The following is a 25503-nucleotide window of genomic DNA, read 5'->3' on the forward strand; positions in this document are numbered from 1 at the left end:
TTCGAGGGTCTTTGGCCATCCCCGACAATACCGTCCATGAACTGGCTCGATGAAGTGAAGTGGGACGCGAACGGCCTGGTGCCCGTGATCGCGCAGGAACAGGGCAGCAACGACGTGCTGATGTTCGCCTGGATGAACCGCGAGGCGCTCGAGAAGACCGCCGAGCTGGGCCGCGCGGTGTATTTCAGCCGCTCGCGCAACAAGCTGTGGTTCAAGGGCGAGGAGTCGGGCCACGTGCAGACCGTGCACGAGATCCGCCTGGACTGCGACAGCGACGTGGTGCTGCTCAAGGTCACCCAGCTCGGCCACGAGCCCGGCATCGCCTGCCACACCGGGCGCCACAGCTGCTTCTTCAACAAGTACGAAAAGGGCCAGTGGACGGCGGTCGAACCCGTCTTGAAAGACCCGGAATCGATCTACAAGTGACGGCCACAGTGAACAACGACAGCACCTCCGACGCGCTCGCCCGCCTGGCCGCGGTCATCGAAAGCCGCCTGCCGGCACGTGGCGGCGACCCCGAGAAAAGCTATGTCGCGCGCCTGCTGCACAAGGGCCCCGACGCCTTCCTCAAGAAGATCGGCGAGGAGGCCACCGAGGTCGTGATGGCCGCCAAGGACGCCGACCACGGCGGCGACCGCTCGAAAATAGTGAACGAAGTGGCCGACCTGTGGTTCCACACCATGGTGGCGCTGGCGCACTACGGTTTTTCCCCGTCCGACGTCACGGCCGAACTGGAGCGCCGCGAAGGCACCAGCGGCATCGAGGAAAAGGCGCTGCGCAAGGTGAAGGCACGGGAAGCCGAAGCCCCCAACGATTGAAAGGACACCCGCCATGGCCAACGACATCGTGAACGTGGAACCCGACGACTCCCTCAAGACCTGGGGCTGGGTCAGTTACATCCTGCACCTGATCGTGGCCATCGGCGCCGTCGTGCCGGGGGCACAGGCCTCCGTGCTGCTGCTGCTGATCGCCCTGGTGATCGACTTCGTCAAGCGCGACGACGCGGCCGGCACCTGGCAGGCCTCGCATTTCAGCTGGCGCATCCGCTCGGTGCTGTGGGCGGGGCTGCTGTACATCCTGACTTCGTGGCTCTGGCTGCTGCTCTTCGTGCCGGGCTGGATCGCCTGGAGCCTGATCTCGCTGTGGTTCCTCTACCGGATCGTGAAGGGCATGATCCGGATGAACGACAGCCGTCCCATGGAACCCAAAGATGTCATCTGATCCGAACTGCGTCTTCTGCAAAATCATCGAGGGCAAGATCCCCTCCCGCAAGGTCTACGAGGACGAAGACCTGTTCGGCTTCCACGACATCGCGCCCTGGGCGCCGGTGCATTTCATGCTGGTGCCCAAGAAGCACATTCCCTCGATGGCTCAGCTGACGCCCGAGGATTCGGCGCTCATGGGCAAGATCATGACCCTGGCGCCCAAGCTGGCGCTGGAGCAGGGCTGCAGGCCCTATCCTGACGGCGGCTACCGCGTCGTGGTCAATACTGGCGCCGAGGGCGGGCAGGAGGTCCACCATCTCCATGTCCATGTCATGGGTGGCCCCCGGCCGTGGCTTCGCGGCTGAGCGGCATTAAGCCAAACTGTCACATTCCGCCCGACTAAAATCGGACACATTCTTAGGAGTTCTCCATGGGTTCTTTTTCCATCTGGCACTGGCTGATCGTGCTGCTCGTCGTGGTCATGATCTTCGGCACCAAGAAGCTGCGGAACATGGGTTCGGACCTTGGCGGCGCCGTCAAGGGCTTCAAGGACGGCATGAAGGACGGTTCCTCGTCCGACCCGGCCGCCCCGTCGGCCCCGGCCCAGCAAGTGACCGGCCAGCCGGCCAACAGCGACAAGTCGGCGATCGACGTCGAAGCGCGTCAGAAGTCCTGAGCACGGGCAGCAGCACGTGCTCGACCTCGGCATTGAGAAGCTGGCGCTGATCGGCGTCGTGGCGCTGATCGTCATCGGCCCGGAGAAGCTGCCGCGCGTGGCCCGCACCGTCGGTACGCTGCTGGGCAAGGCGCAGCGCTACGTGAACGACGTCAAGGCCGAAGTCAACCGCTCGATGGAGCTCGACGAGCTCCGCAAGATGAAGACCACGGTCGAGGATGCGGCACGCGACGTCGAGCACAGCATCCACACCGGCGCGAGCGAGTTCGAAAAGCAGTTCAGCGGTTCGGGCGAAACCCTCTCGGCGCTGGCCGAACCCGAGCCGCCACCGCCGCCGGTCTACAAGCACCCCCGCAAGAACTGGCGCCTGAAGCAGGGCGCCACGCCGCAGTGGTACAAGGCGCGCAACGGCGTGCGCACCAAGGCGCTCTCGGGCGCCGCGCGCGTCGCGCGCTTCCGCCCGCACAAGATCAACTAACGGCCGGGCTCCCATTTCCGCGCTCTTCGAGCGTCGGCCGGCGACACGCTATCTTCTTCTTTCCCCAATGGCCGATTCCGACAGCAAGAGCAAAGACAAAGAAGACGAACTCGCGGGCACCGAACAGCCATTCGTCGCGCACCTGGTCGAGCTTCGCGACCGCCTGCTCTATTGCGTCTACGGCCTCGTGGTCGCGGGCATCCTGCTGGCCATCTGGCCCGGCCCCGGCGGGCTGATCGACCTGATCGCGATGCCGATCAAGGCGCACATGCCGCACGATGCGAAGCTGATCGCCATCGGCGTCTTCTCGCCGTTCTTCGTGCCGCTCAAGGTGCTGATGATGGCTGCCGTGCTGCTGGCGCTCCCCTGGCTCATGTACCAGGCCTGGATGTTCATCGCGCCGGGCCTCTACAGCCATGAAAAGCGCTTCGCGCTGCCGCTGATCTTCTTCGGCAGCCTGCTCGCCTATGCCGGCATCGCCTTCGTGCAGCTGTTCGTGCTGGACAAGATGTTCAGCTTCATCCAGCGATTCGCGCCGGCGGCGGTGCAGGCTACGCCCGACATCTCCTCGTACGTCGAGGCGATCCTGTCGCTCTACATCGCCTTCGGCGTGGCGTTCCAGGTGCCGATCGTCGTGATGCTGCTGGTGCGCTTCGAGATGGTGACCATCGAGAAGCTGCGCTCGTTCCGGGGCTACTTCATCGTGGTCGCGTTCGTCGTCGCCGCGGTGCTCACACCGCCCGACGTGGTGTCGCAGCTGGCGCTGGCGGTGCCGATGTGCCTGCTTTACGAGGTGGGCATCATCGGCGCCAAGTATTTCGCGAGCACCGGCAGGAAGCCGGAAGACGAAGAGAGCAGCGGCACCGACTCGGCTTCGAGCAGCTGACCCGGGCGCCGATCGTTCAGCCAGCCCGGGCCTTGCACCCGGGCTTTTTCTTTTTTATTCCTGCTGATTCGGGGGCACCTGCCGCACCGGGCTCTTCGGCCGCAGGCCCGGCGTCACGTCCAGTTCCATCTTGTCGCTGCCGCGCTGCAGCGCGAAGCGCGAGGTGCTGCCCGGCTTCAGGCCGGCCACTGCCGTCAGCAGCGCCTGCACGTTGTCCGTCTTCTTCTCGCCCACCGAGGTGATCACGTCGCCCGGGCGGATGCCGGCCTTGGCGGCGGGGCCGTTCTGCAGCACGCCGGTGATGATCACGCCGGAGTCGGCCTTCACGCCGAAGGTCTCGGCCAGTTCGGGCGACAGGTCGCTCGGCTCCACGCCGATCCAGCCGCGGCGCACCTGGCCTTCCTTGACGATGCCTTCGAGCACGATCTTGGCCATCGACACCGGAATGGCGAAGCCGATGCCCATGCTGCCGCCCGAGCGGGAGTAGATCGCGGTGTTGATGCCCTGCAGGTTGCCGTTGACGTCGATCAGCGCGCCGCCCGAGTTGCCGGGGTTGATGGCCGCGTCGGTCTGGATGAAGTTCTCGAAGTTGTTGATGCCCAGCTGGTTGCGGCCCAGCGCCGAGACGATGCCGCTGGTCACGGTCTGGCCCACGCCGAAGGGGTTGCCGATGGCCAGCACCTGGTCGCCCACCTGCAGCGCGTCGGAGTCGCCCAGCACGATCACCGGCAGCTTGTCGAGCTCGATCTTCAGCACGGCCAGGTCGGTGTCGGGGTCGGTGCCGATCACCTTGCCGCGTGCGTGGCGGCTGTCGTTGAGCGTCACCTCGATTTCGTCGGCGCCTTCCACCACGTGGTTGTTGGTGAGGATGTAGCCGTCGGGGCTCACGATCACGCCGCTGCCCAGGCCCACCTGCGGCTGGTCGTCCTGATCGCCGAAGAAGAAGCGGAACCACGGGTCGTTGCTGCGCGGATGGCGCTGCGCGGCCTTGCTCGTGTTGATGCTCACCACGGCCGGCGAGGCCTTCTTGGCCGGCACGCTCAGGCTGCCGGGCGCAGCTACGCCCGGGTTGTTGCCGGCCGGGGCTTCGACGATCGACACCACGCCGCCCAGCGAGGTCGCGCGCTTGTTGAGCCATTCGGGCTTGAGCGTCGCGACGACGAAGTAGGCCGCCAGCAGGACGGTCACGGCTTGGGCGAAGAGCAGCCAGGTGCGTTTCATGAAAGATTGGTGAAAAAGACGTTGGAAGCCGCAGTGCAACGCGGCAATGTTGTCAATTGTCCCTCAACCGCATCGACCAGAAACCGCTCGCCGAGGTCGAGATTAAGACTTACTGTGTACGTAAACCCGGGTTAACACCTAGCATTGCGGGTCGGACCCATCCGGTCCGGGCTTTTCCGGCCTCCCGCGCTGCCCACCCGGTGGAAGCGGCAGGCATTTCGCCCGCAGCGCGCCATTCTTCGTCTTCTCACCCGGCCTTGCGGCTGGCGCGCGGCCAAGACCTCCCTGCCAGCCATGACTTCAGAAGCAAACTTCCCGGACGGCGCGCAGCCGGCACCGGCGCGCACGCTCGGTTCGAGCGACTACAAGACCCTCGGCCTGTCCGCCCTCGGCGGCACGCTGGAGTTCTACGATTTCGTCATCTACGTGTTCTTCGCCACCGTGCTGGGAGCGCTTTTCTTCCCCACGGACATGCCCGACTGGCTGCGCCAGCTGCAGACCTTCGGCATCTTCGCCGCCGGCTACCTGGCGCGTCCGGTGGGCGGCATCGTCATCGCGCATTTCGGCGACATCTTCGGCCGCAAGCGTATGTTCACGCTGTCGATCTTCCTGATGGCGGCGCCCACGCTGGTGATCGGCCTGCTGCCGACCTACGCGAGCATCGGTGTGGCGGCGCCGCTGCTGCTGCTGGCGATGCGCGTGCTGCAGGGCGCGGCCATCGGCGGCGAGATGCCTGGGGCCTGGGTGTTCGTGGGCGAGCACGTGCCGGAAAAGCGCTACGGCCTGGGCATCGGCGTGCTGACTTCGGGCATCACCGGCGGCATCCTGCTGGGCTCGCTGATCGCGGTGGCCATCAACCGCCACTATTCGCCCGAGCAGGTGAGCGACTTCGCCTGGCGCATCCCGTTCATCCTGGGCGGCGTGTTCGGGCTGGTGTCGGTGTACCTGCGCCGCTTCCTGCATGAGACGCCGGTGTTCAAGGAACTGGCCGGCCGCCGCAGCTCCGCGCGCGAGCTGCCGCTGCGCACCGTGCTGCGCGAGCATCGGCTGGCCTGCGTCTACGTCGCGCTGCTGACCTGGGTGCTGTCGGCCGCCATCGTGGTCGTGGTGCTCTACACGCCCACCTACCTGCAGAAGGTGCATCACATTCCCGCCGCGATGGCGCTGGAGGCCAACGCGCTCGCCACGCTCACCCTGACGCTGGGCTGCGTGCTGGCCGGCTGGGCGAGCGACCGCATCGGCACCCGCACCGTGATGCTGATCGGCTGGGGCGGGCTGTTCGTCACCGCCTACCTGTTCTACAGCGGCCTGCCCGGCACCCCGGCCACGCTCTTCTGGCACTACGGGCTGGTGGGCCTGTTCGTGGGCACCATCGCCACCGTGCCGATCGCCGGCGTGCGCGCTTTCCCGGCGCCGGTGCGCTTTACCGGGCTCTCGTTCGCCTACAACATGTCGTACGCGGTGTTCGGCGGGCTCACGCCGGTGATCCTCACGCTCTGGCTGCAGCGCGACACGATGGCGCCCGCGCACTACGTGGCGGCGCTGGCCGCGCTGGGCTTCCTGCTGGCTCTGCTGCCCATGGCCGCGCGCGGCCATGCGATGCGCGACGGTGGCGTGGCCCCCGCGCGCGGCGCGACAATGGCGCGATGAGCACCACCCGCCACGAACTGCTTCACGCATTCGACCTGCTGCTGGCCCCCGGGCGCTTCAAGGACTACGGACCCAACGGCCTGCAGGTCGAAGGGCGCACCGTGGTCCGCAAGATCGTCTCGGGCGTGACCGCCAGCCGCGCGCTGATCGAGGCCGCGATCAGCGCCGAAGCCGACGCCATCTTCGTCCACCACGGCCTGTTCTGGCGCGGCCAGGACGGCTGCGTCACCGGCTGGATGAAGCAGCGACTGGGCCTGCTTCTGGGCGACGACGTCAACCTCTTCGCCTACCACCTGCCGCTCGATGCGCACCCCGAACTCGGCAACAACGCCCAGCTCGGCCTGAAGCTGGGGCTCGTGGCGCATGCCGGCTCGGCCGGGCGCTTCGGCGAGCAGGAGCTGGGCTTTCTCGGCGCGCCGGAAAGCGGCGAGAGCTTCGGCAGCGCCAAGGCGCTCGCCACGCATGTCGAGAGCGTGCTGAAGCGGCCGGTCACCCTCGTCGACACGGCGCATCGTCCCATCCGGAACGTGGCCTGGTGCACGGGCGGCGCGCAGGGCTACTTCGAGGCCGCCATCGCGGCCGGCGCCGATGCCTTCATCACCGGCGAAATATCCGAGCCGCAGGCCCACTACGCGCGGGAGATGGGCGTGGCCTTCCTGGCCTGCGGGCACCACGCCACCGAGCGCTACGGCGCGCCGGCGGTGGCCGGGCACGTGGCGGCGCAGCTCGGGCTGAAGCACGAGTTCATCGACATCGACAACCCGGCATGAGCGCGGCGCGCAGCACGGAGGTGCCTTTCCAATGAGCGGCCCCATCGCCATCACGCTGGGCGACCCCGCCGGCATCGGCCCCGAGATCATCGTCAAGGCCTTCCGCGACGCACCCGAAGCGACGCGTGGCGCTTTCGTCGCCGGCGACGTGGGCACGCTGCGCAAGGCGTCGCAGGCGCTGGCAGCAGACGGCCGGCCGGGCTGGCCGGTGCTGGAGATCGAATCCGTCGCCGAGGCCGCGACCGTGCCGCCGGGCTGCATTCCGGTGCTGCAGGTGATCGCGCCGCCTTCGCACGTCGAAACGGGCCGCATCAGCGCCGAAGCCGGCCGCGTGGCGGGCGAATGCGTGGTGTGGGCCGCACGGGCCGCGCTGCGCGGCGAGATCGGCGCCATCGTGACCGCGCCGCTGCACAAGGAGGCGCTGTCGGCCGCCGGCTTTCCGTACCCCGGCCATACCGAGCTGCTGCAGGCCGAGGCGGCCGCGCACCTGGGCCGCACGGTGGCCGACGTGCCGGTGCGCATGATGCTGGCCAACGACGAGCTGCGCACCGTGCTCGTCAGCATCCACATGTCGCTGCGCAAGGCCATCGAGGCGGTGCGCTTCGAGGGCGTGCTGGAGACGCTGCGCATCACGCACCGCGCGCTGAGCCATGCGCTGGGCCGCGCGCCGCGCGTCGGCGTGGCGGGCCTCAATCCGCATGCGGGCGAGGGCGGGCTCTTCGGTTCGGAAGAGCGGGAGATCATCGCGCCGGCCGTCGAGGCCGCGCGCGCCGAGGGCATCGACGCCAGCGGGCCTCACGCGCCCGACACCATCTTCATGCGCGCTCGCGCCAGGAACGGCGTGCCGTCCAGCGGCGAATTCGACGTGGTGGTCGCGATGTACCACGACCAGGGACTGATCCCGGTCAAGTACCTGGGGGTGGAGAAGGGCGTGAACGTGACGCTGGGGCTGCCGCTGGTGCGCACCAGCCCCGATCACGGCACCGCGTTCGACATTGCCGGAACGGGGCGGGCCGATGCGTCCAGCCTCGTGGAGGCGCTGCGCATGGCCCGGGTGCTCGGGGGCGTTTGATCAGGAGCGTTTGAGGCTGTCGCGGATCTCGCGCAGCAGCACCACGTCTTCGGGCGTTTCGGGTGCTGCGGCGGGGGCCGGCTCCTCGGTGCGCTTCAGGCGGTTGATCTGCTTGACCATCATGAAGATGATGAAGGCGAGGATCACGAAGTTGACCGCGATGGTGATGAAGTTGCCGTACGCCAGCACCGGGACGCCTGCCTTCTTCAGGTCTGCCAGCGTGTTCGTCACACCTGGCGGCACGGTGCCCAGCACGACATAGAGATTCGAGAAGTCGAGCTTGCCGAACACCACGCCTACCAGCGGCATGATGATGTCGGCCACGAGCGAGTCGACGATCTTGCCGAAGGCGGCGCCGATGATCACGCCGACCGCGAGGTCGATGACGTTGCCCTTGACGGCAAATTCCTTGAATTCACTGAGGATGCTCATGATTCAAAAGGCTGCTGGAGCTCTGCTGTTGAAGGAGAGCCGAGTATGCCCGCGATTGCTCACTTCTCCAGCGCACGCGGCGCCACATCGACATGCGCGGCCGGCAAACCTTCACGACTGCGCGCGGCAATCTGCCGGTAGCCGTCTTCCAGGTGGCGCACGAAGCGCGGCGTGTCGAAGTAGCCGCGGCGCGCGTCCTTGGCCGCGGCGATCCGGCCGCGCAGGTCGGCCAGTTCATCGGGGTGCGTGGCGTAGTGGACGGCCTTGTGCACGTATTCCTCGTGGCTCGCGGCCACCAGTTCCGGCAGCCCGATGGCACGCAGCAGGCTGCCCGCCATGCGCGACACCATCGTCGTGCCCGTGAGCGCCAGCAGCGGCACGCCCGACCACAGCACGTCGTTCGCGGTGGCGCCGCTGCTGTAGGGGAAGGTGTCGATGAACAGGTCGGCCAGGCCGATGCGCGCGAGGTGCTGGTCGACCGGCATGCGCGGCGACACGATCAGGCGCTCGGCCGGCAGGCCCGCCTTCTCCCATTGCGCGCGCAGGTTCTGCTCGAAGCCGTTCGGGCCTTGCGCCAGCCACAGCACCGAGTTTGGAATGCCCTGCACGATGCGCACCCAGGCCTCGAAGGTCTCGGGCTGGATCTTGAAGGACTGCGAGAAGTTGCACAGCACGAAGGCGTCCTCGGGCAGGCCGTGCTCGGCGCGCGTGGGCCTGTGCGGATTGACTGGGCGCCTGGTGTCGATCACCTGGAAGGTCTCGGGCAGGCGCAGCAGTTTCTCGGAGTAGCAGTCTTCCGTGCCCGGCGGCGAGAGGAAGTTGTCGGACACCAGGTAGTCGTAGTTGGGCGTGCCGCTGGTGCCCATGTAGCCCAGCCACATGAGCTGCGCGGGCGCCGCGTGGTAGGCCATCACCTGCGGCTTGGCGCCGCGCGTGTCGCCCGAGAGGTCGACCAGGATGTCGATCTCGTCCTCGCGGATGCGCTCGGCCATCTGCTGGATCGACTGGCCCTGCAGGTCGACGAAATGCTCGGCCGACGCGGCAATGCGTGCCCGCGCCGGATGGCCGTCGTCCGGACCGTAGGAGTAGACGAAGACTTCGAAGTCCTTGCGGTCGTGCTGGCCGTAGAGCTCGGCCGTCAGGTGCGCTACGGGATGGTTGCGGAAGTCGAACGAGTAGTAGCCCACGCGGATGCGCGGCGACGTGCGGCGCGCGCCCGCGTCGGCAAAGGGCCTGATAGCCGCGTTGCGGTCGGCCAGCAGGGCGGAGCGCTGCGTCCAGTTCATGAGGCGGCGCGCGTCGTCGTAGTTCGACATCAGGATGAAGGACGACACCGTCTGGTCGTTGCTCGGGTTGTCGAGCAGCGCCGCGATCCGCTCGCGCAGTTCGGGCACGCCGTTCCAGTCGGCGATGTGCGCCTTCTCGCCCAGCATCCACACCATGGCGGGCATGAAGTCGGGGTCGTCGCGCAGGCACTGTTCGAACTCCGCGATGGCCTCCTTCGACTGGCCAGCCATCACGTAGGTCACGCCCAGGTTGCAGCGCGCGAGCACCTGGCGCGGATGTACCTTCGAGCGCTTTCTTCAGCACTTCGATGGCAGTGTCGAAGCGGCCGAGCCGGAAGTTCGCCGTGCCCAGGTTGTTCAGCAGCAGCTCGTGCTCGGGCAGGCTTTCGAGCGCGAGCCTGTAGAGCTCGGCCGATTCGGCGAAGCGCATCGACACGCCCTCGAGCGCGCCGCACACGCCGTAGAGCGCGGCCACGCCCTCGGGGTCGGACAGCGCCTTGTGGCGCTCCTCGGCCGGCCAGTTGCGCATGGCGCGCTGCATGGGTTCGATGGCTTCCTCGATGCGTCCGCAGGCCTGCAGCGCGCGGGAAAGCATGAAGGCGGCCTCGCAGTCCAGCGGATCGGCGGCGGCGTGCGCGTACGAGTCGAGCGCGGCGGCCCAGTCCTTCTGGTGCGCGCGGATCTTGCCGATGTTCTTGTGCGCGGCGCCGTAGTTGCCGTCCAGCGCCAGCGCCTGGCGGAACTGCACGATCGCCTCGTCGAAGCGGTCCTGCTCCATGTCGATGGCGCCGGCGTTGTTCCAGGCCGCGGGTGCCTGCGGCGCGAGCCGCGTGGCCTCGGCGGCGGCTTCTCGCGCCTGCCGGAACTTCTTCTGCTGCCGGTAGACCGCCGAGAGGTTCACGTAGGCCTCGGGGTAGTGGGGCTGCGTCTTGATCGCGCGGCGAAGGTCCTGCTGCGCTTCGTTCGGCAGGCCCATGTGCATGAAGATCGTCGCGCGGGTGTTGAAGTAGAAGTGGTGCGGCGAACGCGCGATCGCACGGTTCACGTAGTTCAGCGCCAGCTTCGACCGGCCCTGCCGGTACAAGGCCTCGCCCGTCAGGTGCAGTGCGTCGGCATGTTCCGGAAAGCGCGACAGCAGGGCCTCGTAGACCTGGATGGCTTCCGCGAAACGCCCCACCCGGTGCAGCGCCAGTCCCTGCTCCAGGAGTTGCCCGGCGTCCGCGGCCGGCGAGGAGGGAGCGGGGGCGAGAGAAGATGAGTTCATGAAGCCGTGTGATGGACGGGTCATAGGAGGGCGGAGGCCGCCTGCCTGGATGCCGGTTTCTGTACAAGTGAAAAAGGCCGGTCACCCAGTATAGGAGCCAGCCTTTGGGTTGCACCGCTGGCATTCCCGCGGCGCGCAGGCGCCACGGGAGTGCCGGACCGGACTACCAGGACCAGGATGCGCCGATGCCGCCGCCGACCTTGCCGTTGTTGCCGCTGCCGATGTTCACCTTGATCTGCGCGCCTTCGCCGATGCGGAAGCTGGCGGCGGCCGCGATGGCCGAGCGGCCGTCGTAGGAGCCCACGCCGACCCCGACGCCGAAGCTCTTGCCCGCTTCGAGCGCCGGCACCGAGGCTGCAGCCAGCGCGATCGCCGCGCCGGTGCTGCTGGTCTTGCGCATGTCCTGCACCTCGGAGCGGACCTGGTTCAACTGCGAGATGTTGGCCGCATCCGTCGGCAGGACGCCCGGAGCCACGTTCTGCACCCGGCCGTTGGCGACCACGCCGTTGCCCGCCGTGATGGTCCCGCCCGCCGTCACGTTGCCGGTGACGTTGACCGTGCCCGCATTCAGCGTCGTGACGTTGCCGGTCACGGCGTTGATCGTGGTGATGTTGCCGGTCTGCGTGTTCAGCACCGTGATGTTGCCGTTGGCGGCCGTGATCGTCTGGAAGTTGCCGGTGGTGGCGTTCACCGTGCTCGCGTTCACCGTCGTGGCGGAGACCGTGCCCGCGGTCAGTGCGTTGACCGTGGCGCTGGCGGCCGACAGGTTGGTGGTGCTGACGTTCGTCGCGCTCAGCGTGTTGATCGTGCCGCGGCTCGCCGTCAGGTTGGTGGTGCTGACGTTGGTGGCGCTCAGGGTGTTGATGGTGCCGGTGTTGGCCGTCAGGTTCGTCGTGCTGACGTTGGTGGCGCTCAACGTATTGATCGTGCCGTTGCTGGCCGTCAGGTTCGTCGTGCTGACGTTGGTCGAGCTCAACGTGTTGATCGTGCCGTTGCTGGCCGTCAGGTTCGTGGTGCTGACGTTGGTCGCGCTCAACGTATTGATCGTGCCGCTGTTGGCCGTCAGGTCCGTGGTGCTGACGTTGGTGGCGCTCAACGTGTTGATCGTGCCATTGCTGGCGGTCAGGTCCGTGGTGCTGACGTTGGTCGCGCTCAGCGTGTTGATGGTGCCGCTGTTGGCCGTCAGGTCCGTGGTGCTGACGTTGGTCGCACTCAGCGTGTTGATCGTGCCGTTGTTGGCAGTCAGGTCAGTGGTGCTGACGTTGGTTGCACTCAGCGTGTTGATCGTGCCGTTGTTGGCAGTCAGGTCCGTGGTGCTGACGTTGGTGGCGCTCAGCGTGTTGATCGTGCCATTGCTGGCGGTCAGGTCCGTGGTGCTGACGTTGGTCGCGCTCAGCGTATTGATCGTGCCGTTGTTGGCAGTCAGGTCCGTGGTGCTGACGTTGGTTGCACTCAGCGTGTTGATGGTGCCGTTGCTGGCAGTCAGGTCCGTCGTGCTGACGTTGGTGGCGCTCAACGTGTTGATCGTGCCGTTGCTGGCGGTCAGATCCGTGGTGCTGACGTTGGTGGCACTCAACGTGTTGATGGTGCCGTTCGACGCCGTCAGGTTGGTGGTGCTGACGTTCGCCGAGCTCAGCGTGTTGATCGTGCCGTTGCTGGCCGTCAGGTTCGTCGTGCTCACGTTGGCCGAACTCAACGTGTTGATGGTGCCGTTCGACGCGGTCAGGTTGGTGGTGCTGACGTTCGTCGAGCTCACCGTGTTGATCGTGCCGTTCGAGGCCGTCAGGTTGGTGGTGCTGACGTTGGTGGAGGTCAGCGTGGCGATGCTGCCGGTGTTCGACGTCAGGTTGGTGGCATCGATGTTGGTCGAGGTGATGCCCGTCGCCAGCACATTCGTCGAGGTGACGCCGGTCGCCAGGATGTTGGTCGAGGTCAGCGACTGGATCGTGCCGTTGCTCGATGACACGCTGCCGGTGGTCACGCTGCCGGCACTGACTGTGCCGGCCGTGATGCTGGCGGAGCTCAGCGTATTGATCGTGCCGCTGGTCGCCGAGACGTTCGTCGTGGTGACGTTGGTCGAGGACACGGTGCCGGCAGTGATGCTGCCTGCGGACACGGTGCCTGCGGTGAGCGTGCCCGTGCTGATGCTTGTGGAGGTCAGGTTGCCGACGGTGCCGCTGGTGGCGGAAAGGTTCGTCGTGGTGACGTTGGTCGAGGACACCGTGCCGGAGGTGATGCTGCCCGCAGACACGGTGCCTGCAGAGATGCTGCCTGCAGACACAGTGCCCGCTGTGAGGGTGGCCGTGCTGATGCTGGTGGAGGTCAGGCTGGTGGCCGTGGCCGAGGTTGCGCTCAGGCTGGTGGTGGTGACGCGCGTTGCGGTGATGCTGCCTGCCGCTACCGTGCCGGACGTGATGCTGCCCGAACTCAGGGTATTGATCGTGCCGTTGGTCGAGGTGATGGTGCCCGCGGTGAGGTCCGTTGCCGTCAGGTTGGGCGTGGAGATGCCATCGTCGGAAGTCAGTAGCCCGTTGTTGGGACCCCCGGTCACGTTGACATTGTTGCCGCCGACGCGAACCTGAGCATGTGCCACCGGCAAAGTCAGGACATAGCCTGCGCTAAGAAGCACCGAAGCGAGAAGCTGGCTCACGCCCGGACGGCGAACAATGAAAGAGCGAACACTGGGACGCTGGGATGTAGTCATTTGGACTTTCTTCCTTGAAGAAATCAGTTGCCATTTCTGGTCTTCCACACGCCCTCGTCGCGTGGAAGCAGGGTTGGGTTTCATCGAGTTACCCAATGCAACCGATGCTAGGAATCGAGGTCTTGGCTGAACATCACCGGGATCCGTAGTTATGGATGTATGCATGTCGAGCGATGCGGCATCGACGAATGCATGCATGGCCCGCGAAGCCAACGTACATGCGGCTTCGCGCGCATCGCATGAATCGCTTGCCGATGTTTGGAGACGTGATCGCGCACGCGTTCCGCGTGTCGCGGTGCTACGTAACACGCGCGGTAACTCGCACGTAACAACGGCCTGAAAACGGCCTTCCGAAGGGCCTTGCCGGCCCTCGTTTTTCAGCTCGTTGCGAGCAATTTCTTCAACGAAATCAAAGTACTACACGCGCCGAAGCGTCGCGTGCGTCGACGTTCGTCCGAGTGGGCATCGTTCCTGCGGTATCTGAAACGAAAGACAACATTTCGATGCTGCCCACTGGGTAGCCACAGAGCCAGAGGAAGTCGCGTGATCAATTTTTTCTTGGGCATTGACGGCGCATGCGGCGCGGACGAAGTCCGGTGCGCGGGGGCAGGAGAGCGGACATGGAAATGAACTTCCCATACACCACCGCCTCCGCGAGGCCGGCGCCGACTGTCGCGCAGTTGTACGGCGGCGTGTTCCATGCCGCGCTGATCGTTGCGGACGCCGCTGCATCCGCCGATCGCATGCGGCGCATCCTCTGCGACCTCGCGCCGCATCGCCGCGTGGTGGTCGCCTCGGGCCGTGCCGAGGCCTTCAATCTGCTGGCGGCCTTGCCTTATGACCTCGTGCTGGTCGACATGGGGCTGCCGGGCGACGACGGCGTTGCTGTGCTCCACCACGTGCGCCAGACCTATCCGCGTATCGAGAGCGTCGGCATGTCGGCGGCCGATGACCAGCAGCAGGTGAACGCAGCCATCGCCGCCGGCGCCATCGGCTATCTCCTGACGGAATCCGACGATGCGGAGCTTGCCTATCTGCTGCGTTCGATCGAGCGCGGGGGCTCGCCGATGGACTCGCGCATCGCGCGGCGCATCCTCGGTTCGATCGCCGCATCCGCGAAGGCGCGCACGATCGAGGCCATCCGCGTGCAGGGCCAGCCATCGCAACGGCAGCAGCCACCACAACGGCAGGAGGCTCCCGACTCCAGGCTGCCGCAGGACCTGCTGTCGCCGCGCGAGCTCAAGGTGCTGCGCCTGATCGCGCAGGGCTGGAGCAACAGGCAGATCGCCGAGGCGGTGTACCTGTCGGTCAATACCATCGAGTTCCACGCCAAGAGCATCTATCGCAAGCTCTCCGTCAAGTCGCGGACCCAGGCGGTCCACGAGGCGATGCAGCACGGCCTCCTGAACTGAAGTCCCCGCGGCGACAGGCTCCTGTCGCCCCAGGCGGGCGCCCGCATGCGCGGCGCGCCTCGCCGTCGTTCGCCGGCCACGCGCCTGGCGGCCATTGAATATCCCTTTGGCGCCCCGCTACAATCGCGGGTTGACTCCTGCTCCAGCGAAGAAGACAAGAGGATCCCCCCATGAGTGACATGAATTCCGGCTCGACCCGGATCGACACCAGCAAGCGGACTTGGCTGATTGCATCAGGCTGTGCCGGCGTGGCGGGCGGCGTGGCCACCGCCATCCCGTTCGTGAGCACTTTCCAGCCGTCCGAGAAGGCCAAGGCTGCGGGTGCCGCGGTCGAGGTCGATATCTCGGCACTCAAGGTCGGCGAAAAGATCACCGTCGAATGGCGGGGCAAGCCGGTCTGGATCCTCAAGCGCTCCCCCCAGCAGATCGCCGAACTCCCCAAGCTGGACGGCCAGCTCGCCGACCCCCTCTCCAAGCGTCACCCCGACGAATTCACCCCCAAGTACGCACAGAACGAGCACCGCTCCATCAAGCCCGACGTGCTCGTCGTGGTCGGCATCTGCACCCACCTGGGCTGCTCGCCGACCGACCGCTTCCAGGCCGGCCCGCAGCCTTCGCTGCCGAACGACTGGGAAGGCGGCTTCCTCTGCCCCTGCCACGGTTCCACTTTCGACCTGGCCGGCCGGGTCTTCAAGAACAAGCCTGCGCCCGACAACCTGCCGGTGCCGCCGCACATGTACCTGTCGGACACCAAGCTCCTGATCGGTGAAGACTCCAAGAAGGCCTGAGGCGGAAGAAGAACATGGCTGAATTCCACGAGATTTCCCCCAATGCACCGGCCGGCGAGAAGCTGCTGAACTGGGTCGACAACCGTTTCCCGCTGAGCAAGCTGTGGAACGACCAGTGGGGCAAGTACTACGCGCCGAAGAACTTCAACTTCTGGTACATCTTCGGCTCGCTGGCGATGCTGGTTCTCGTGATCCAGATCGTCACCGGCATCTTCCTGGTCATGCACTACAAGCCCGACGCGAACCAAGCGTTCGCATCGGTCGAGTACATCATGCGCGACGTGCCGTGGGGCTGGCTGATCCGCTACATCCACTCGACGGGCGCCTCGGCGTTCTTCATCGTGGTGTACCTGCACATGTTCCGCGGCCTCATGTACGGCAGCTACCGCAAGCCGCGCGAGCTGATCTGGGTGTTCGGCTGCGCGATCTTCCTGTGCCTGATGGCCGAAGCCTTCATGGGCTACCTGCTGCCCTGGGGCCAGATGTCCTACTGGGGCGCCCAGGTGATCGTGAACCTGTTCGCCGCCATCCCCTTCATCGGTCCCGACCTGGCCCTGCTGATCCGCGGCGACTACGTGGTGAGCGACGCCACGCTGAACCGCTTCTTCAGCTTCCACGTGATCGCGGTGCCCCTGGTGCTGCTCGGCCTGGTGGTGGCCCACCTGATCGCGCTGCACGAAGTGGGCTCGAACAACCCCGACGGCATCGAGATCAAGGCCAAGCGCGGCCCCGACGGCCACCCGCTGGACGGCATTCCGTCGCATCCGTACTACACCGTGCACGACATCTTCGGCGTGGTGGTGTTCCTCACGATCTTCTCGGCGGTGATCTTCTTCGCCCCCGAGGCCGGCGGCTACTTCCTCGAATACAACAACTTCATCCCGGCCGATTCGCTGAAGACGCCGAACCACATCGCCCCGGTGTGGTACTTCACGCCGTTCTATTCGATGCTGCGCGCGACCACCGACGACATGGTCAACGTGTTCTCGCTGATCATCGCCGCGGCGGCCATCTGGAACTTCGTCAAAGGCAAGTCGGGCATGGGCCTGAAGATCGCGGGCGTCGTCGTGGCTGCCGTCGTGATCTTCCTGCTCAAGACCTTCGACGCCAAGTTCTGGGGCGTGGTCGTCATGGGCGGCTCGGTCATCATCCTGTTCTTCCTGCCGTGGCTCGACCACAGCGAAGTCAAGTCGATCCGCTACCGTCCGGGCTGGCACAAGTACGTGTACGGCCTCTTCGTTTTCTTCTTCCTGATCCTGGGCTACCTGGGCATCCAGCCTCCCGGCGTCTGGGGCGAACTCGCCATCGGCTCGTTCAAGCTGGACATCGCGCAGACCATCTCGCAGATCGGCACCCTCGTGTACTTCGGCTTCTTCCTCCTGATGCCGTGGTGGAGCCGCAAGGGCGAATTCAAGACCGTGCCCGAGCGCGTGGTCTTCGCCGCCCATTGAGATAACCAGAAGCGCAAGAGAGCTGAGAGAAACACGATGAAGAAAAGCATTTCCGGCTGGCTCGCGGTCCTGGGGCTCGCTCTGGGCCTGACCTTCTCCGCGGCGGCATCTGCCGAGTCCGAGGGCATCGCGTGGGACAAGGCTCCCAACAAGACGACCGATCTCGCATCGCTGCAGAACGGTGCCAAGCTGTTCGTCAACTACTGCCTGAACTGCCACTCGGCCGCCTTCATGCGCTACAACCGCCTGCAGGACATCGGCATCAGCGAGCAGCAGATCAAGGACAACCTTCTGTTCACGACCGACAAGGTCGGTGAGACCATGAAGGCCAACATCGACGCGCGCCAGGCAAAGGAATGGTTCGGCACCACGCCGCCCGACCTGACGCTGGTCGCCCGTTCGCGCGCCGGCCATGGCGGCACCGGCGCCGACTACCTCTACACGTACCTCCGCACCTACTACCGCGACGAAACCAAGGCCACCGGCTGGAACAACCTCGTGTTCCCGAGCGTCGCCATGCCGAACCCCCTGTGGGAACTGCAAGGCGAGCGCCGCCCGGTGTATGCCAAGGTGGAGCAGCACGGCCATGAAGCCGAGGTGTTCACGGGCAAATGGGAGCAAGTCGCTCCCGGCACCCTGACACCCGTGCAATTCGATGCTGCCGTCGGCGACCTGGTGGGCTACCTGCAATGGATGGCCGAACCGGCACAGAACACCCGCGTGCGCATCGGCGTGTGGGTGCTGCTGTTCCTGGCCATGTCGGTGGTGTTCGTGTGGCGGCTGAACGCCTCGTACTGGAAAGACGTCAAGTAGTTCCGTCCACGCCGGCCGGATACCCTCGGGCATCCGGCCCCGCAGAGTGGGTTGCCAACGCGACCCACTCTTTTTGATTTTTAGGAGTCTCTCGCCATGATGGTCTTGTATTCAGGAACGACCTGCCCCTTTTCCCACCGCTGCCGCTTCGTGTTGTTCGAAAAGGGCATGGACTTCGAGATCCGCGACGTCGATCTCTACAACAAGCCCGAAGACATCAGCGTGATGAACCCGTACGGCCAGGTGCCGATCCTGGTCGAGCGCGACCTGATCCTGTACGAGTCGAACATCATCAACGAGTACATCGACGAGCGCTTCCCGCATCCCCAGCTGATGCCCGGCGACCCGGTCGACCGCGCCCGCGTGCGCCTGTTCTTGCTCAACTTCGAGAAGGAACTCTTCGTGCACGTCTCCACCCTCGAGAACCGCACCACCAAGGGCAACGAGAAGGCGCTCGAAAAGGCCCGCTCGCACATCCGCGACCGCCTCACGCAGCTTGCACCCGTGTTCCTCAAGAACAAGTACATGCTGGGCGACAACTTCTCGATGCTCGACGTGGCCATCGCGCCGCTGCTGTGGCGCCTCGACTACTACGGCATCGACCTGAGCAAGAACGCCGCGCCGCTGCTGAAGTACGCTGAGCGCATCTTCTCGCGCCCGGCCTACATCGAAGCACTGACCCCGTCCGAAAAGGTCATGCGAAAGTAAGTAAGCTTCGTGCCTGCTTCCATCGCTTTTCGCTGTCTTTCATGATCAACGCGCTCGAGTCGTCCTCCACCCGCCCGTACCTCATCCGGGCGCTGTACGAATGGTGCACCGACAACGGGTTCACGCCCTACGTCGCGGTGCAGGTCGACGAAACCGTGCAGGTTCCGCGCGAGTACGTGAAGAACGGCGAAATCGTGCTCAACATCAGCTTCGACGCGACCAGCTCGCTCAAGCTCGGCAATGACTTCATCGAGTTCAAGGCCCGCTTCGCGGGCACGGCGCGTGAAATCAGCGTGCCGGTGGGGCGCGTGATCGCCATCTACGCGCGTGAGAACGGGCAGGGCATGGCGTTTCCCGCACCGGCTCCGGCGGCTGTTTCGCAGGATGACGACACCGGCGCTCCGGTGCCTGTCCAGGCTCCCGCACGTGCGCCGCTGCGCGACGCATCGCGCGGCGGCAGCAGCTCCGAGGGCGATGCCGGCAAGATCGTCCACCTGGTGACGGGCGAGGACGGCAGCGAGACAGTCGATGCCGGCGCGCCCACCGATCCGGCCGACGAGCCACCGCGCCCGCCGGCCGGTGGCGGCGCCAGGCCGTCGCTCAAGCGAATCAAGTAGCGGATGGCAGTGGGCGGCCGGGAGCATGCCGGCCGGCACCACTAGAATCACGAACTGACTGGAATTCGCCGCTTTAGCTCAATTGGTAGAGCACCCGCCTTGTAAGCGGAAGGTCGTCAGTTCGATTCCGACAAGCGGCACCACAAAAAAAGAACCCCTGAGTTCCGAAACGGCTCAGGGGTTTTTCTTTTTCTGTCTTTCGGCTCATGCTGAGGCCGATTGAGCGACGCCCTGCATCAGCAGCCCCAGCATCGCCAGTTGCGCCACCAGCGCCTGCCGCTGCGACGAGCGCATGTTTTCCAGCACCGCCGCCAACAGCGCCGAACTCTTCCCCAGCCCCGCCTGCTTCAGCCGCAGCACCTGGGCCTGCGCCCGTGACAGCGCGCTGCCGCCCTGGTGCCGCAGCCCCTGCCTGAGCCAGAGTGCCAGCAGCTCCAGCGTGTCGTCGGCGAGCGCGTTCAAGGGGGGCGCTTCCTCGGTGTCGCTGCGCAGGTCCAGCGGCTGCGGCGCGGCCGCCTCGACCTGGAGTACCACCGCGCGCTGCGCCGTCAGCAGCGCCAGGGGCTGCATGACGGCCTGGTCGCCCTGCAGGTGTACCGTGCCCGCAACGGCGCGCAGCGGGCCGTGTTCGCCGGCAAGCGCGCGGGCCAGCGCGTCGACCGCGCCGGGCGAGACCGCGCGATGCGGCAATGCCAGGTGCAGGCATGCGTGGTCGTCGTCCGCGCTGGATTCGTCCGTCGCGGCGTCGTCCGGCGCCGCCTGGCCGAGCCGTGCATGCAGCACCTGAGCAGCCGCGTCCCAATGGCACGAAGCCACTTCCATGCGCTCGAAGGCGACCACGTGCAGCTGCCCTGACGCGCCAGCGGCAGCACCGCTCGCAGCCTGCCTCGGCCGCACGAAATCCGGCTGCGCCTCGCGCAGATGAGCCACCAGCGCGGCCACGCTGTGCTGCTTCAGCGGCGCGACAAGGTCGTCCCACGACTTGGGCGACAGCGGCAGCACGCCCGTCTGCCGTGCGCCTGCAGTGATGTCGACCAGCCCGTTGGCGCGCCGCGTCGCGGTCTTGGTGATGACCTGCCCGCCCGCCAGCTGCCGCAGCGGAAAGCCCGCGACGCGCCGGTTCATGAGGTTGGGCGCGGCGCCGCCGGCCGCGGCATCGCCTTCGCGCGTCCACTGGCGCTCCAGCACCGTCACGTTCTGGGTGTCCGGGTCGGCGAACAGGATGCTCGCGCCCTCGGCGCTCTCGTCGGACCAGAGCTCGGCCCCGAGCGACACCAGCCGCAGATGGTCGAGCGCGACCTCGCCCTTCACGCCGATGCCGAGGATCTGGCTTGCCGGCAGCTCGGCCCGCGCGGAGCCCGGTTGCTGCGGCCGTCCGGCATGCGCCGCGGCCTGCAGCCGTGCCCACAGCTCGGTGAGCACGCGCAGCAGCCGCAGCGGCTCGAAGCGGCTGCTGCGGGCCTGTTGCGCCTGGAGCAGCTGCCAGAGTTCGTCCAGCGCATCGTCCACCCAGCTCCAGCCCTGCGCGCGGACCTGGTCCCGCACGGCCTCGAAGCGGGCGGCCAGCGCGATCGCGGGCTGGCTCGATCCGTCGAGCCACAGCGACAGCAGCAGGGCGTCGATCTGCGCGCGCAATGCGAGCGCGGCCTCGCCCTGCATCGCGAAAGAGGGTGAGGGCGGCGGCATGGCGTCGCCCGTGTTCTCGCTCGCCGGTGTGTTCGGCTGGACCTCGACCATCACCTCCGCCGAACCCGGCGCCAGCGCTCCGGCCTGCCGGAACGCCCACACCGCGATCACGACGTGCGCGCAGCCGCTGCCCTGCTTGCAGTCGCAGCGCGCATGAACCAGCGAGCTGCGCGAGAAGAAGCGCACGCTGCACATCGGCAGCCGAGCCACCGGCGGCGCGCTGGCGCTGCGCCATGCCTGCACGCCGACCACCGGATGCGCGGCGGCGAGCTTGTTCGCCTGCTCCAGCACCGAGGGCGCGAGGCTCGCGGTGAGCACGGCGTCATCGAACTGAGCGGGGCTCCAGGCGCCTTCCGGTTCGGCCGAGGCTTCTTCGGCCGCGGCGGGCGGTGCGTCGGCCTTTGCCGATGCGGCCCGGGCCTGGTAGGCCAGCACCAGCATCACCCGATGCCGGCACATGCCGCTCGCGGGGCAACTGCACTGCGCGTCGCGCAGCGTGCGGCCCGGCGGCAGGCTGGTGCGCACGCCGTCGTCGAACTGCGCCTGCACCGTGCCGTCGGCGCCGGTCTCGAGCGCGGGCAGCAGGCCGGCCGCCACGTCCTTCTGCGCGCGCTTGACGAAGCCGGCATTGGCCAGCGCCGTCAGCGCCTCGGGCGTCAGCTCGAGCAGATCGGCGCGCAACGATGCGATGTTGTCGCCGCTCATCCCTGCACCTTCTCGGCCAGCCAGCCGGCGAGCTGGCCCGGCGTCATCGCGCCGATCTGAGCGCCTTCTCGCACCAGCCGGGCCGCCATCTCTCGGTCGTAGTTGGGCTCGGCTTTCGAGTCGAGAGCGGCCAGCCCGAGCACCTTGGCGCCGGACTCCACCAGAGCCTTCACGCGGCGCACCAGTTCGTATTCGCTGCCGCCCTCGTAGAAGTCGCTCACCAGCACCACGATGCTTTTCGTCGGGTTGGCGACCAGCGACTGCGCATACGCCACTGCCTTCGCGATGTCGGTGCCGCCGCCGAGCTGCACCTTCATCAGCAGTTCCACCGGATCGGAGACGTCGTCCGTCAGGTCGACCACCGCCGTGTCGAAGGCCACGAGCCGCGTGCGCATGCCGGGCAGCTGCCAGAGGCAGGCGGCCATCACCGCGCTGTGGATCACCGAGTCGACCATCGAGCCGCTCTGGTCGATCAGCAGCACGATGTCCCACGGTTCCGCATGCCGCTTCGTGCGGCTGATGAACACCGGCCGCTCCACGTAGAGCTTGCGGCGCTGCGGATCGTAGCGGTGCAGGTTGGCGGCCAGCGTCTGCCGGAAGTCGAAGTTGCGCGCCACCTTCATGCGCGAGCGGCGGCGCCGGTCGCGGCTGCCGCTGAAGGCCTGGCGCACTTCGGTGGCGAGCTTCTCCATGATGCGCCGCACCACCTCGGCCACCAGCTTGCGCGCGGCCGCCAGCACCTCGGGGTTCATCAGGTGCTTGGTGTGCAGCACCGCGCGCAGCAGAGATTCGGATGGCTCGATGCGCTCCAGCACTTCGAGGTTGGTCACCACCTCGTCGATGCCATAGCGCTCGACGGCGTCCTGCTCCAGCCGCTCGATCACTTCCTTCGGAAAGAGCGTATGGATGGTGTTGATCCAGTCCGGCGTGCTCAGCGACGACGGTCCCAGGCCAGCGCTGCGCTCGCCGCGGCTTGCGCGGTCGGAGTCGCGGCCGTAGAGCCAGTCGAGCGCGGCATCGGCGGCCTGCGCTTCCGCGCTCAGTCCGCCACAGGCAGATTCGGCCGGATCGCCCAGCAGCAGGCGCCAGCGCTGCAGCGGATCGGGAATGTCGAGGCTCATGGGCGAGGGGCTTTCTCGGTGTCTTTTTCTTCTTTTTCTTCTTCTTCCAGCGTCACGCCCCAGGCTGCCAGGCGCGCGAACACCGCGTCCTCCACGCGACGGGCTTCGGCCAGCTGCTCGGGCGGGGCCTCGCCGCTGCGGTGGGCGGTGAGGGTGCGGCGCGACAGGTGCGTGGCGTCGTGCAGCGTCAGCACCTGGTCGGCGAGCAGGCCGCGCTCCTGCGGCGGCAACCAGGCGAAGGCGGCGCGCAGGCTGGGCATGGCGCGCACGAAATCGGCGTTGTCCAGGCCCTGCACGGTGCGGTCCATGCCGGCGACGAAGGCGGGCTCCGAAGCGAGCTGCTCGCGCGCGAGCGCCAGCAGCCCGGTGAGCGCGTCGCCGAGCACCGGGGCGGGCAGGGAATGCAGCAACTGCATGGCCTCGGCGACGCCGCTTTCACCCTGCGCGTGAGCGTCGTCGATGCGGCCGGCCAGGCTCAGCGTGGCGCCCAGCGCCGCACCGCGGCTCACGGGCGCCGCGGCGGAGTCGGCGGCCTTGCGCTGCCACACGGCGAGCGCGCGGGCCGGCTCCAGGTCGAGCAGCGGCTGGGCGTCTGGATGATCCTGCGCATGCGCCAGCACGTCGGCCACGATGCGGCGCAGCGCCAGATGCCCTTCGAGGTGCGACTGCATGTCGGCCGGCGCGATGGCCGCGGGCGGCTCCAGCAGCCACAGCGCGCGGTCGAAGCCCGACTCGATCACCACGCGCAGCACCGGCGCGTCGGCCATGCCCAGCATCTGGCCGTGGCGCAGCAGCGTGTGCAGCACCGACAGGGCAGTGCCCAGCGCCTCGAAGCGCGGCTCGGCGGCGATCGCGGCGCGCAGTTCGCGCAGCAGCGTGTCGCTCAGCGCGGAGAGCCCCGCCCACGCGGCTTGGTTGAGGCCCTCGGCCAGCGGGCCGATGCGGCCCTGGGCCTGGCGCAGGTCGTCTTCGAGCCGGGCGCGCGCCGCGTCGTGCAGGCTCGCGCCCCAGGCGCCGGCCTCGATCAGCGCGGCCTGCTGCTCCAGCGGCTCGGAGAGCGACCACTGCTCTGTGCGCTCGCCCGACATCGCGAGCTTCGGCCCCTGGGTGCGGCGCACGCCGGGCAGCCGCAGGATCGCGAGCCGGTGCAGCACGCGACTCCTCGCACGATCGGTTTCGGTGAGCAGGTCGAGCTTGAGCTGGCCGCGCAGCGCGATGCCGTGCGAAGCGAGTTCGGCCTGCACGGCGGCCACGAGGGGCGGTTGCGGCGTGCCGGGCGCAAGACGGCCAGCGGTGTCGCCGGCCAGCACGTCCATGGCCTGCACCAGCACGGGGTCGGTGCCGGGGCGCATGGCGCCGCGGTACGTCCAGGGCAGCGGCGCGTCCAGCGCGTCCTTCACCAGCGCGCCGGCCAGCGCGTCGAGCCAGTCGGAGCGCAGCGGCTTGTCGTGCCCGCGCAGCCGCGCGAGCCCCTGGGCGCGCAGGTGCACGGCCATCAGGTCGGCGGTGGAGGCGGGCAGCTTCTTGTCGCGCAGGCGCTGCATCACCTGCTGCAGCGCGCGGTGCGCGGCGCCCTCGGGGCCGTGCTCCCACATCCACTGGTAATAAGCCGGCGACGGCATGCCCGAGGCATAGCCGGCGAAGGCGTCGAGGCGCTTGAAGGTGTAGGGCACGAGGTAGGAGCCGAAGCGAAGCGGGGCCTGGAGGCCATCGGCCCGGCTTTCTTCCTCGTCATCGTCGTCGCGGATCTCTGCCGAAGGCTGCGGCGTCTCGGGCAACGTGCCCGGCAGCCCCTGCCACAGCCGGGCCAGAGCAGGCGCGTGATAGCCGCCGCACACCACCAGCGCCTGCGCGCGGCCCGGTTCGCCCGGCTGCGCCATCGCCCAGGCGATCCAGCGCGCCATCATGGCTTCGCGCGCCTGGTTGCCCTGCGAGCCGGGGTCCGGGCCGCGCAGGTTGTCGAAGTAGGTCGAGAGGCGCCGGGCCAGCTCGGCCTCGTCGCAGCCGTCCTCGAAGAGGTGGTCCCACAGCGCATCGCGGCCCTGCACGGAGAGCTTCTCGGTCAGCGCGCGCTCGTAGGCTTCGGCGCGCTCCTCGTGCTCGTGGTCGGCCACGTCGGCATAGCGGTTCTCCATGCGCGAGAAGGCGTCGTGCCAGGCCGGCAGATCGATGAAGCGCACGGCCGCGCCGACCTCGCGCGCCACCTGAAGCGCCTGCCATTCGGGCGAGTGTTCGGCAAAGGGCGACCAGGAGCCGCGGTGCGTGCGGTCGCTCGACAGATAGCTGTAGATCGCCACCGGCAGCCGGTGCGGCAGGTACAGCTCGTCGAGCCGCTCGTTGAAGTCTGCCGGGCCTTCGATGAGCACGTACATGGGCCGCAGCGCACGGATGCGCTCGGCCACCAGCCGCGCGCAGGCCGGGCTGTGGTGGCGCACCCCGACGATGTGAAGTGATTCGCTCATCTTCGTCACCGATGGCGCGCCAAGCGAAGCGAAGGCCCTTCGCGAAACACCGCGGAACCGGCTTTGCCGGGCCGCTGGTGTTGCCCCCTGCAAGGG

At 67.3% G+C, this 25503-nt stretch carries 23 protein-coding genes, 1 tRNA gene and 1 pseudogene; 17 read left to right on the top strand and 8 right to left on the bottom strand.

Going from position 1 to position 25503, the window contains the following annotated elements; genetic code table 11:
* Positions 1–27 precede the first annotated feature (27 nt).
* From hisI to tatC, 7 genes are all read left to right on the top strand, one after another.
* Positions 28–426 (top strand): phosphoribosyl-AMP cyclohydrolase, encoded by a 399-nt coding sequence (hisI, locus tag ACHMXA_RS09795; protein ID WP_395321277.1) that lies wholly within the window; start codon positions 28–30, stop codon positions 424–426.
* Entirely contained in the window at positions 423–818 is a 396-nt protein-coding gene (locus ACHMXA_RS09800) for a phosphoribosyl-ATP diphosphatase (protein WP_126023016.1), read from the top strand. Before hisI ends, ACHMXA_RS09800 begins: the two co-directional genes overlap by 4 nt.
* A gap of 13 nt (positions 819–831) precedes the next feature.
* The gene (locus tag ACHMXA_RS09805) at positions 832–1221 is read left to right on the top strand and encodes a hypothetical protein (protein ID WP_176667964.1); all 390 of its coding nucleotides are present in this window, start codon (positions 832–834) and stop codon (positions 1219–1221) included.
* The gene (locus ACHMXA_RS09810) at positions 1211–1570 is read left to right on the top strand and encodes a histidine triad nucleotide-binding protein (protein ID WP_395320459.1); all 360 of its coding nucleotides are present in this window, start codon (positions 1211–1213) and stop codon (positions 1568–1570) included. Before ACHMXA_RS09805 ends, ACHMXA_RS09810 begins: the two co-directional genes overlap by 11 nt.
* A gap of 65 nt (positions 1571–1635) precedes the next feature.
* Entirely contained in the window at positions 1636–1881 is a 246-nt protein-coding gene (gene tatA, locus ACHMXA_RS09815; RefSeq protein ID WP_395320461.1) for a Sec-independent protein translocase subunit TatA, read from the top strand.
* 16 nt (positions 1882–1897) lie between these two features.
* The gene (gene tatB, locus ACHMXA_RS09820) at positions 1898–2359 is read left to right on the top strand and encodes a Sec-independent protein translocase protein TatB (protein ID WP_019654392.1); all 462 of its coding nucleotides are present in this window, start codon (positions 1898–1900) and stop codon (positions 2357–2359) included.
* A 67-nt stretch (positions 2360–2426) separates the two neighbouring features.
* Positions 2427–3245: a twin-arginine translocase subunit TatC gene (gene tatC, locus ACHMXA_RS09825; RefSeq protein ID WP_176667967.1), complete on the top strand. Its 819-nt coding sequence runs from the start codon at positions 2427–2429 to the stop codon at positions 3243–3245.
* Positions 3246–3299: 54 nt separating this feature from the next.
* On the opposite strand, the gene ACHMXA_RS09830 is transcribed toward tatC, so the two are convergent.
* The gene (locus tag ACHMXA_RS09830) at positions 3300–4466 is read right to left on the bottom strand and encodes a trypsin-like peptidase domain-containing protein (protein ID WP_176667968.1); all 1167 of its coding nucleotides are present in this window, start codon (positions 4464–4466) and stop codon (positions 3300–3302) included.
* 294 nt (positions 4467–4760) lie between these two features.
* Between ACHMXA_RS09830 and ACHMXA_RS09835 the strand changes: the two genes are divergently transcribed.
* From ACHMXA_RS09835 to pdxA, 3 genes are read left to right on the top strand one after another with little or no spacing between them, the layout of a single operon-like run.
* The gene (locus ACHMXA_RS09835) at positions 4761–6116 is read left to right on the top strand and encodes an MFS transporter (protein WP_395320465.1); all 1356 of its coding nucleotides are present in this window, start codon (positions 4761–4763) and stop codon (positions 6114–6116) included.
* Complete coding sequence (locus tag ACHMXA_RS09840) at positions 6113–6886, top strand: Nif3-like dinuclear metal center hexameric protein (protein WP_395320467.1); 774 nt, start codon at positions 6113–6115, stop codon at positions 6884–6886. The genes ACHMXA_RS09835 and ACHMXA_RS09840 overlap by 4 nt, the downstream gene beginning before the upstream one ends.
* A gap of 31 nt (positions 6887–6917) precedes the next feature.
* Positions 6918–7958, top strand: a complete 1041-nt coding sequence (gene pdxA / locus ACHMXA_RS09845) for a 4-hydroxythreonine-4-phosphate dehydrogenase PdxA (RefSeq protein WP_395320469.1) — start codon at positions 6918–6920, stop codon at positions 7956–7958.
* On the opposite strand, the gene mscL is transcribed toward pdxA, so the two are convergent.
* From mscL to ACHMXA_RS09865, 4 genes and pseudogenes are all read right to left on the bottom strand, one after another.
* Positions 7959–8390, bottom strand: coding sequence for a large conductance mechanosensitive channel protein MscL (gene mscL, locus ACHMXA_RS09850; protein WP_395320471.1), 432 nt, complete (start codon positions 8388–8390; stop codon positions 7959–7961).
* 59 nt (positions 8391–8449) lie between these two features.
* Positions 8450–9943, bottom strand: coding sequence for a hypothetical protein (locus tag ACHMXA_RS09855; protein WP_395320473.1), 1494 nt, complete (start codon positions 9941–9943; stop codon positions 8450–8452).
* Positions 9944–9995: 52 nt separating this feature from the next.
* Positions 9996–10964: pseudogene (locus ACHMXA_RS09860) on the bottom strand (tetratricopeptide repeat protein); the annotation flags it as partial.
* 139 nt (positions 10965–11103) lie between these two features.
* Positions 11104–13491, bottom strand: coding sequence for a beta strand repeat-containing protein (locus ACHMXA_RS09865; protein ID WP_395320475.1), 2388 nt, complete (start codon positions 13489–13491; stop codon positions 11104–11106).
* Positions 13492–14264: 773 nt separating this feature from the next.
* Here ACHMXA_RS09865 and ACHMXA_RS09870 point away from each other — a divergent pair.
* The 7 genes from ACHMXA_RS09870 (at position 14265) to ACHMXA_RS09900 (ending at position 19576) form a co-directional block, all read left to right on the top strand.
* Positions 14265–15056 carry a response regulator transcription factor gene (locus ACHMXA_RS09870; protein WP_176667974.1) on the top strand — a complete coding sequence of 264 codons (792 nt, stop codon included), beginning with the start codon at positions 14265–14267 and terminating at the stop codon, positions 15054–15056.
* 170 nt (positions 15057–15226) lie between these two features.
* Entirely contained in the window at positions 15227–15844 is a 618-nt protein-coding gene (petA, locus tag ACHMXA_RS09875; protein ID WP_176667975.1) for a ubiquinol-cytochrome c reductase iron-sulfur subunit, read from the top strand.
* Positions 15845–15858: 14 nt separating this feature from the next.
* On the top strand, positions 15859–17295 hold the full coding sequence (locus tag ACHMXA_RS09880) for a cytochrome bc complex cytochrome b subunit (protein WP_176667976.1): 1437 nt from the start codon (positions 15859–15861) through the stop codon (positions 17293–17295).
* Positions 17296–17331: 36 nt separating this feature from the next.
* Complete coding sequence (locus ACHMXA_RS09885; RefSeq protein WP_176667977.1) at positions 17332–18108, top strand: cytochrome c1; 777 nt, start codon at positions 17332–17334, stop codon at positions 18106–18108.
* A gap of 96 nt (positions 18109–18204) precedes the next feature.
* Positions 18205–18816, top strand: coding sequence for a glutathione S-transferase N-terminal domain-containing protein (locus tag ACHMXA_RS09890; protein ID WP_007835362.1), 612 nt, complete (start codon positions 18205–18207; stop codon positions 18814–18816).
* Positions 18817–18857: 41 nt separating this feature from the next.
* A complete protein-coding gene (locus ACHMXA_RS09895) occupies positions 18858–19433 on the top strand; it encodes a ClpXP protease specificity-enhancing factor (RefSeq protein WP_395320479.1) in 576 nt (191 codons plus the stop codon).
* 67 nt (positions 19434–19500) lie between these two features.
* Positions 19501–19576, top strand: a tRNA-Thr gene (locus tag ACHMXA_RS09900).
* Positions 19577–19637: 61 nt separating this feature from the next.
* Here ACHMXA_RS09900 and ACHMXA_RS09905 read toward each other — a convergent pair.
* The 3 genes from ACHMXA_RS09905 to ACHMXA_RS09915 are packed head-to-tail and all read right to left on the bottom strand — an operon-like array spanning position 19638 to position 25407.
* Positions 19638–21824, bottom strand: a complete 2187-nt coding sequence (locus tag ACHMXA_RS09905) for an SWIM zinc finger family protein (protein ID WP_395320481.1) — start codon at positions 21822–21824, stop codon at positions 19638–19640.
* Positions 21821–22945, bottom strand: coding sequence for a VWA domain-containing protein (locus ACHMXA_RS09910; protein WP_395320483.1), 1125 nt, complete (start codon positions 22943–22945; stop codon positions 21821–21823). Before ACHMXA_RS09910 ends, ACHMXA_RS09905 begins: the two co-directional genes overlap by 4 nt.
* Entirely contained in the window at positions 22942–25407 is a 2466-nt protein-coding gene (locus ACHMXA_RS09915) for a DUF5682 family protein (protein ID WP_395320485.1), read from the bottom strand. The genes ACHMXA_RS09910 and ACHMXA_RS09915 overlap by 4 nt, the downstream gene beginning before the upstream one ends.
* Positions 25408–25503 lie beyond the last annotated feature (96 nt).

Source organism: Variovorax sp. UC74_104, from assembly GCF_044055375.1.
Classification (GTDB): domain Bacteria; phylum Pseudomonadota; class Gammaproteobacteria; order Burkholderiales; family Burkholderiaceae_C; genus Variovorax.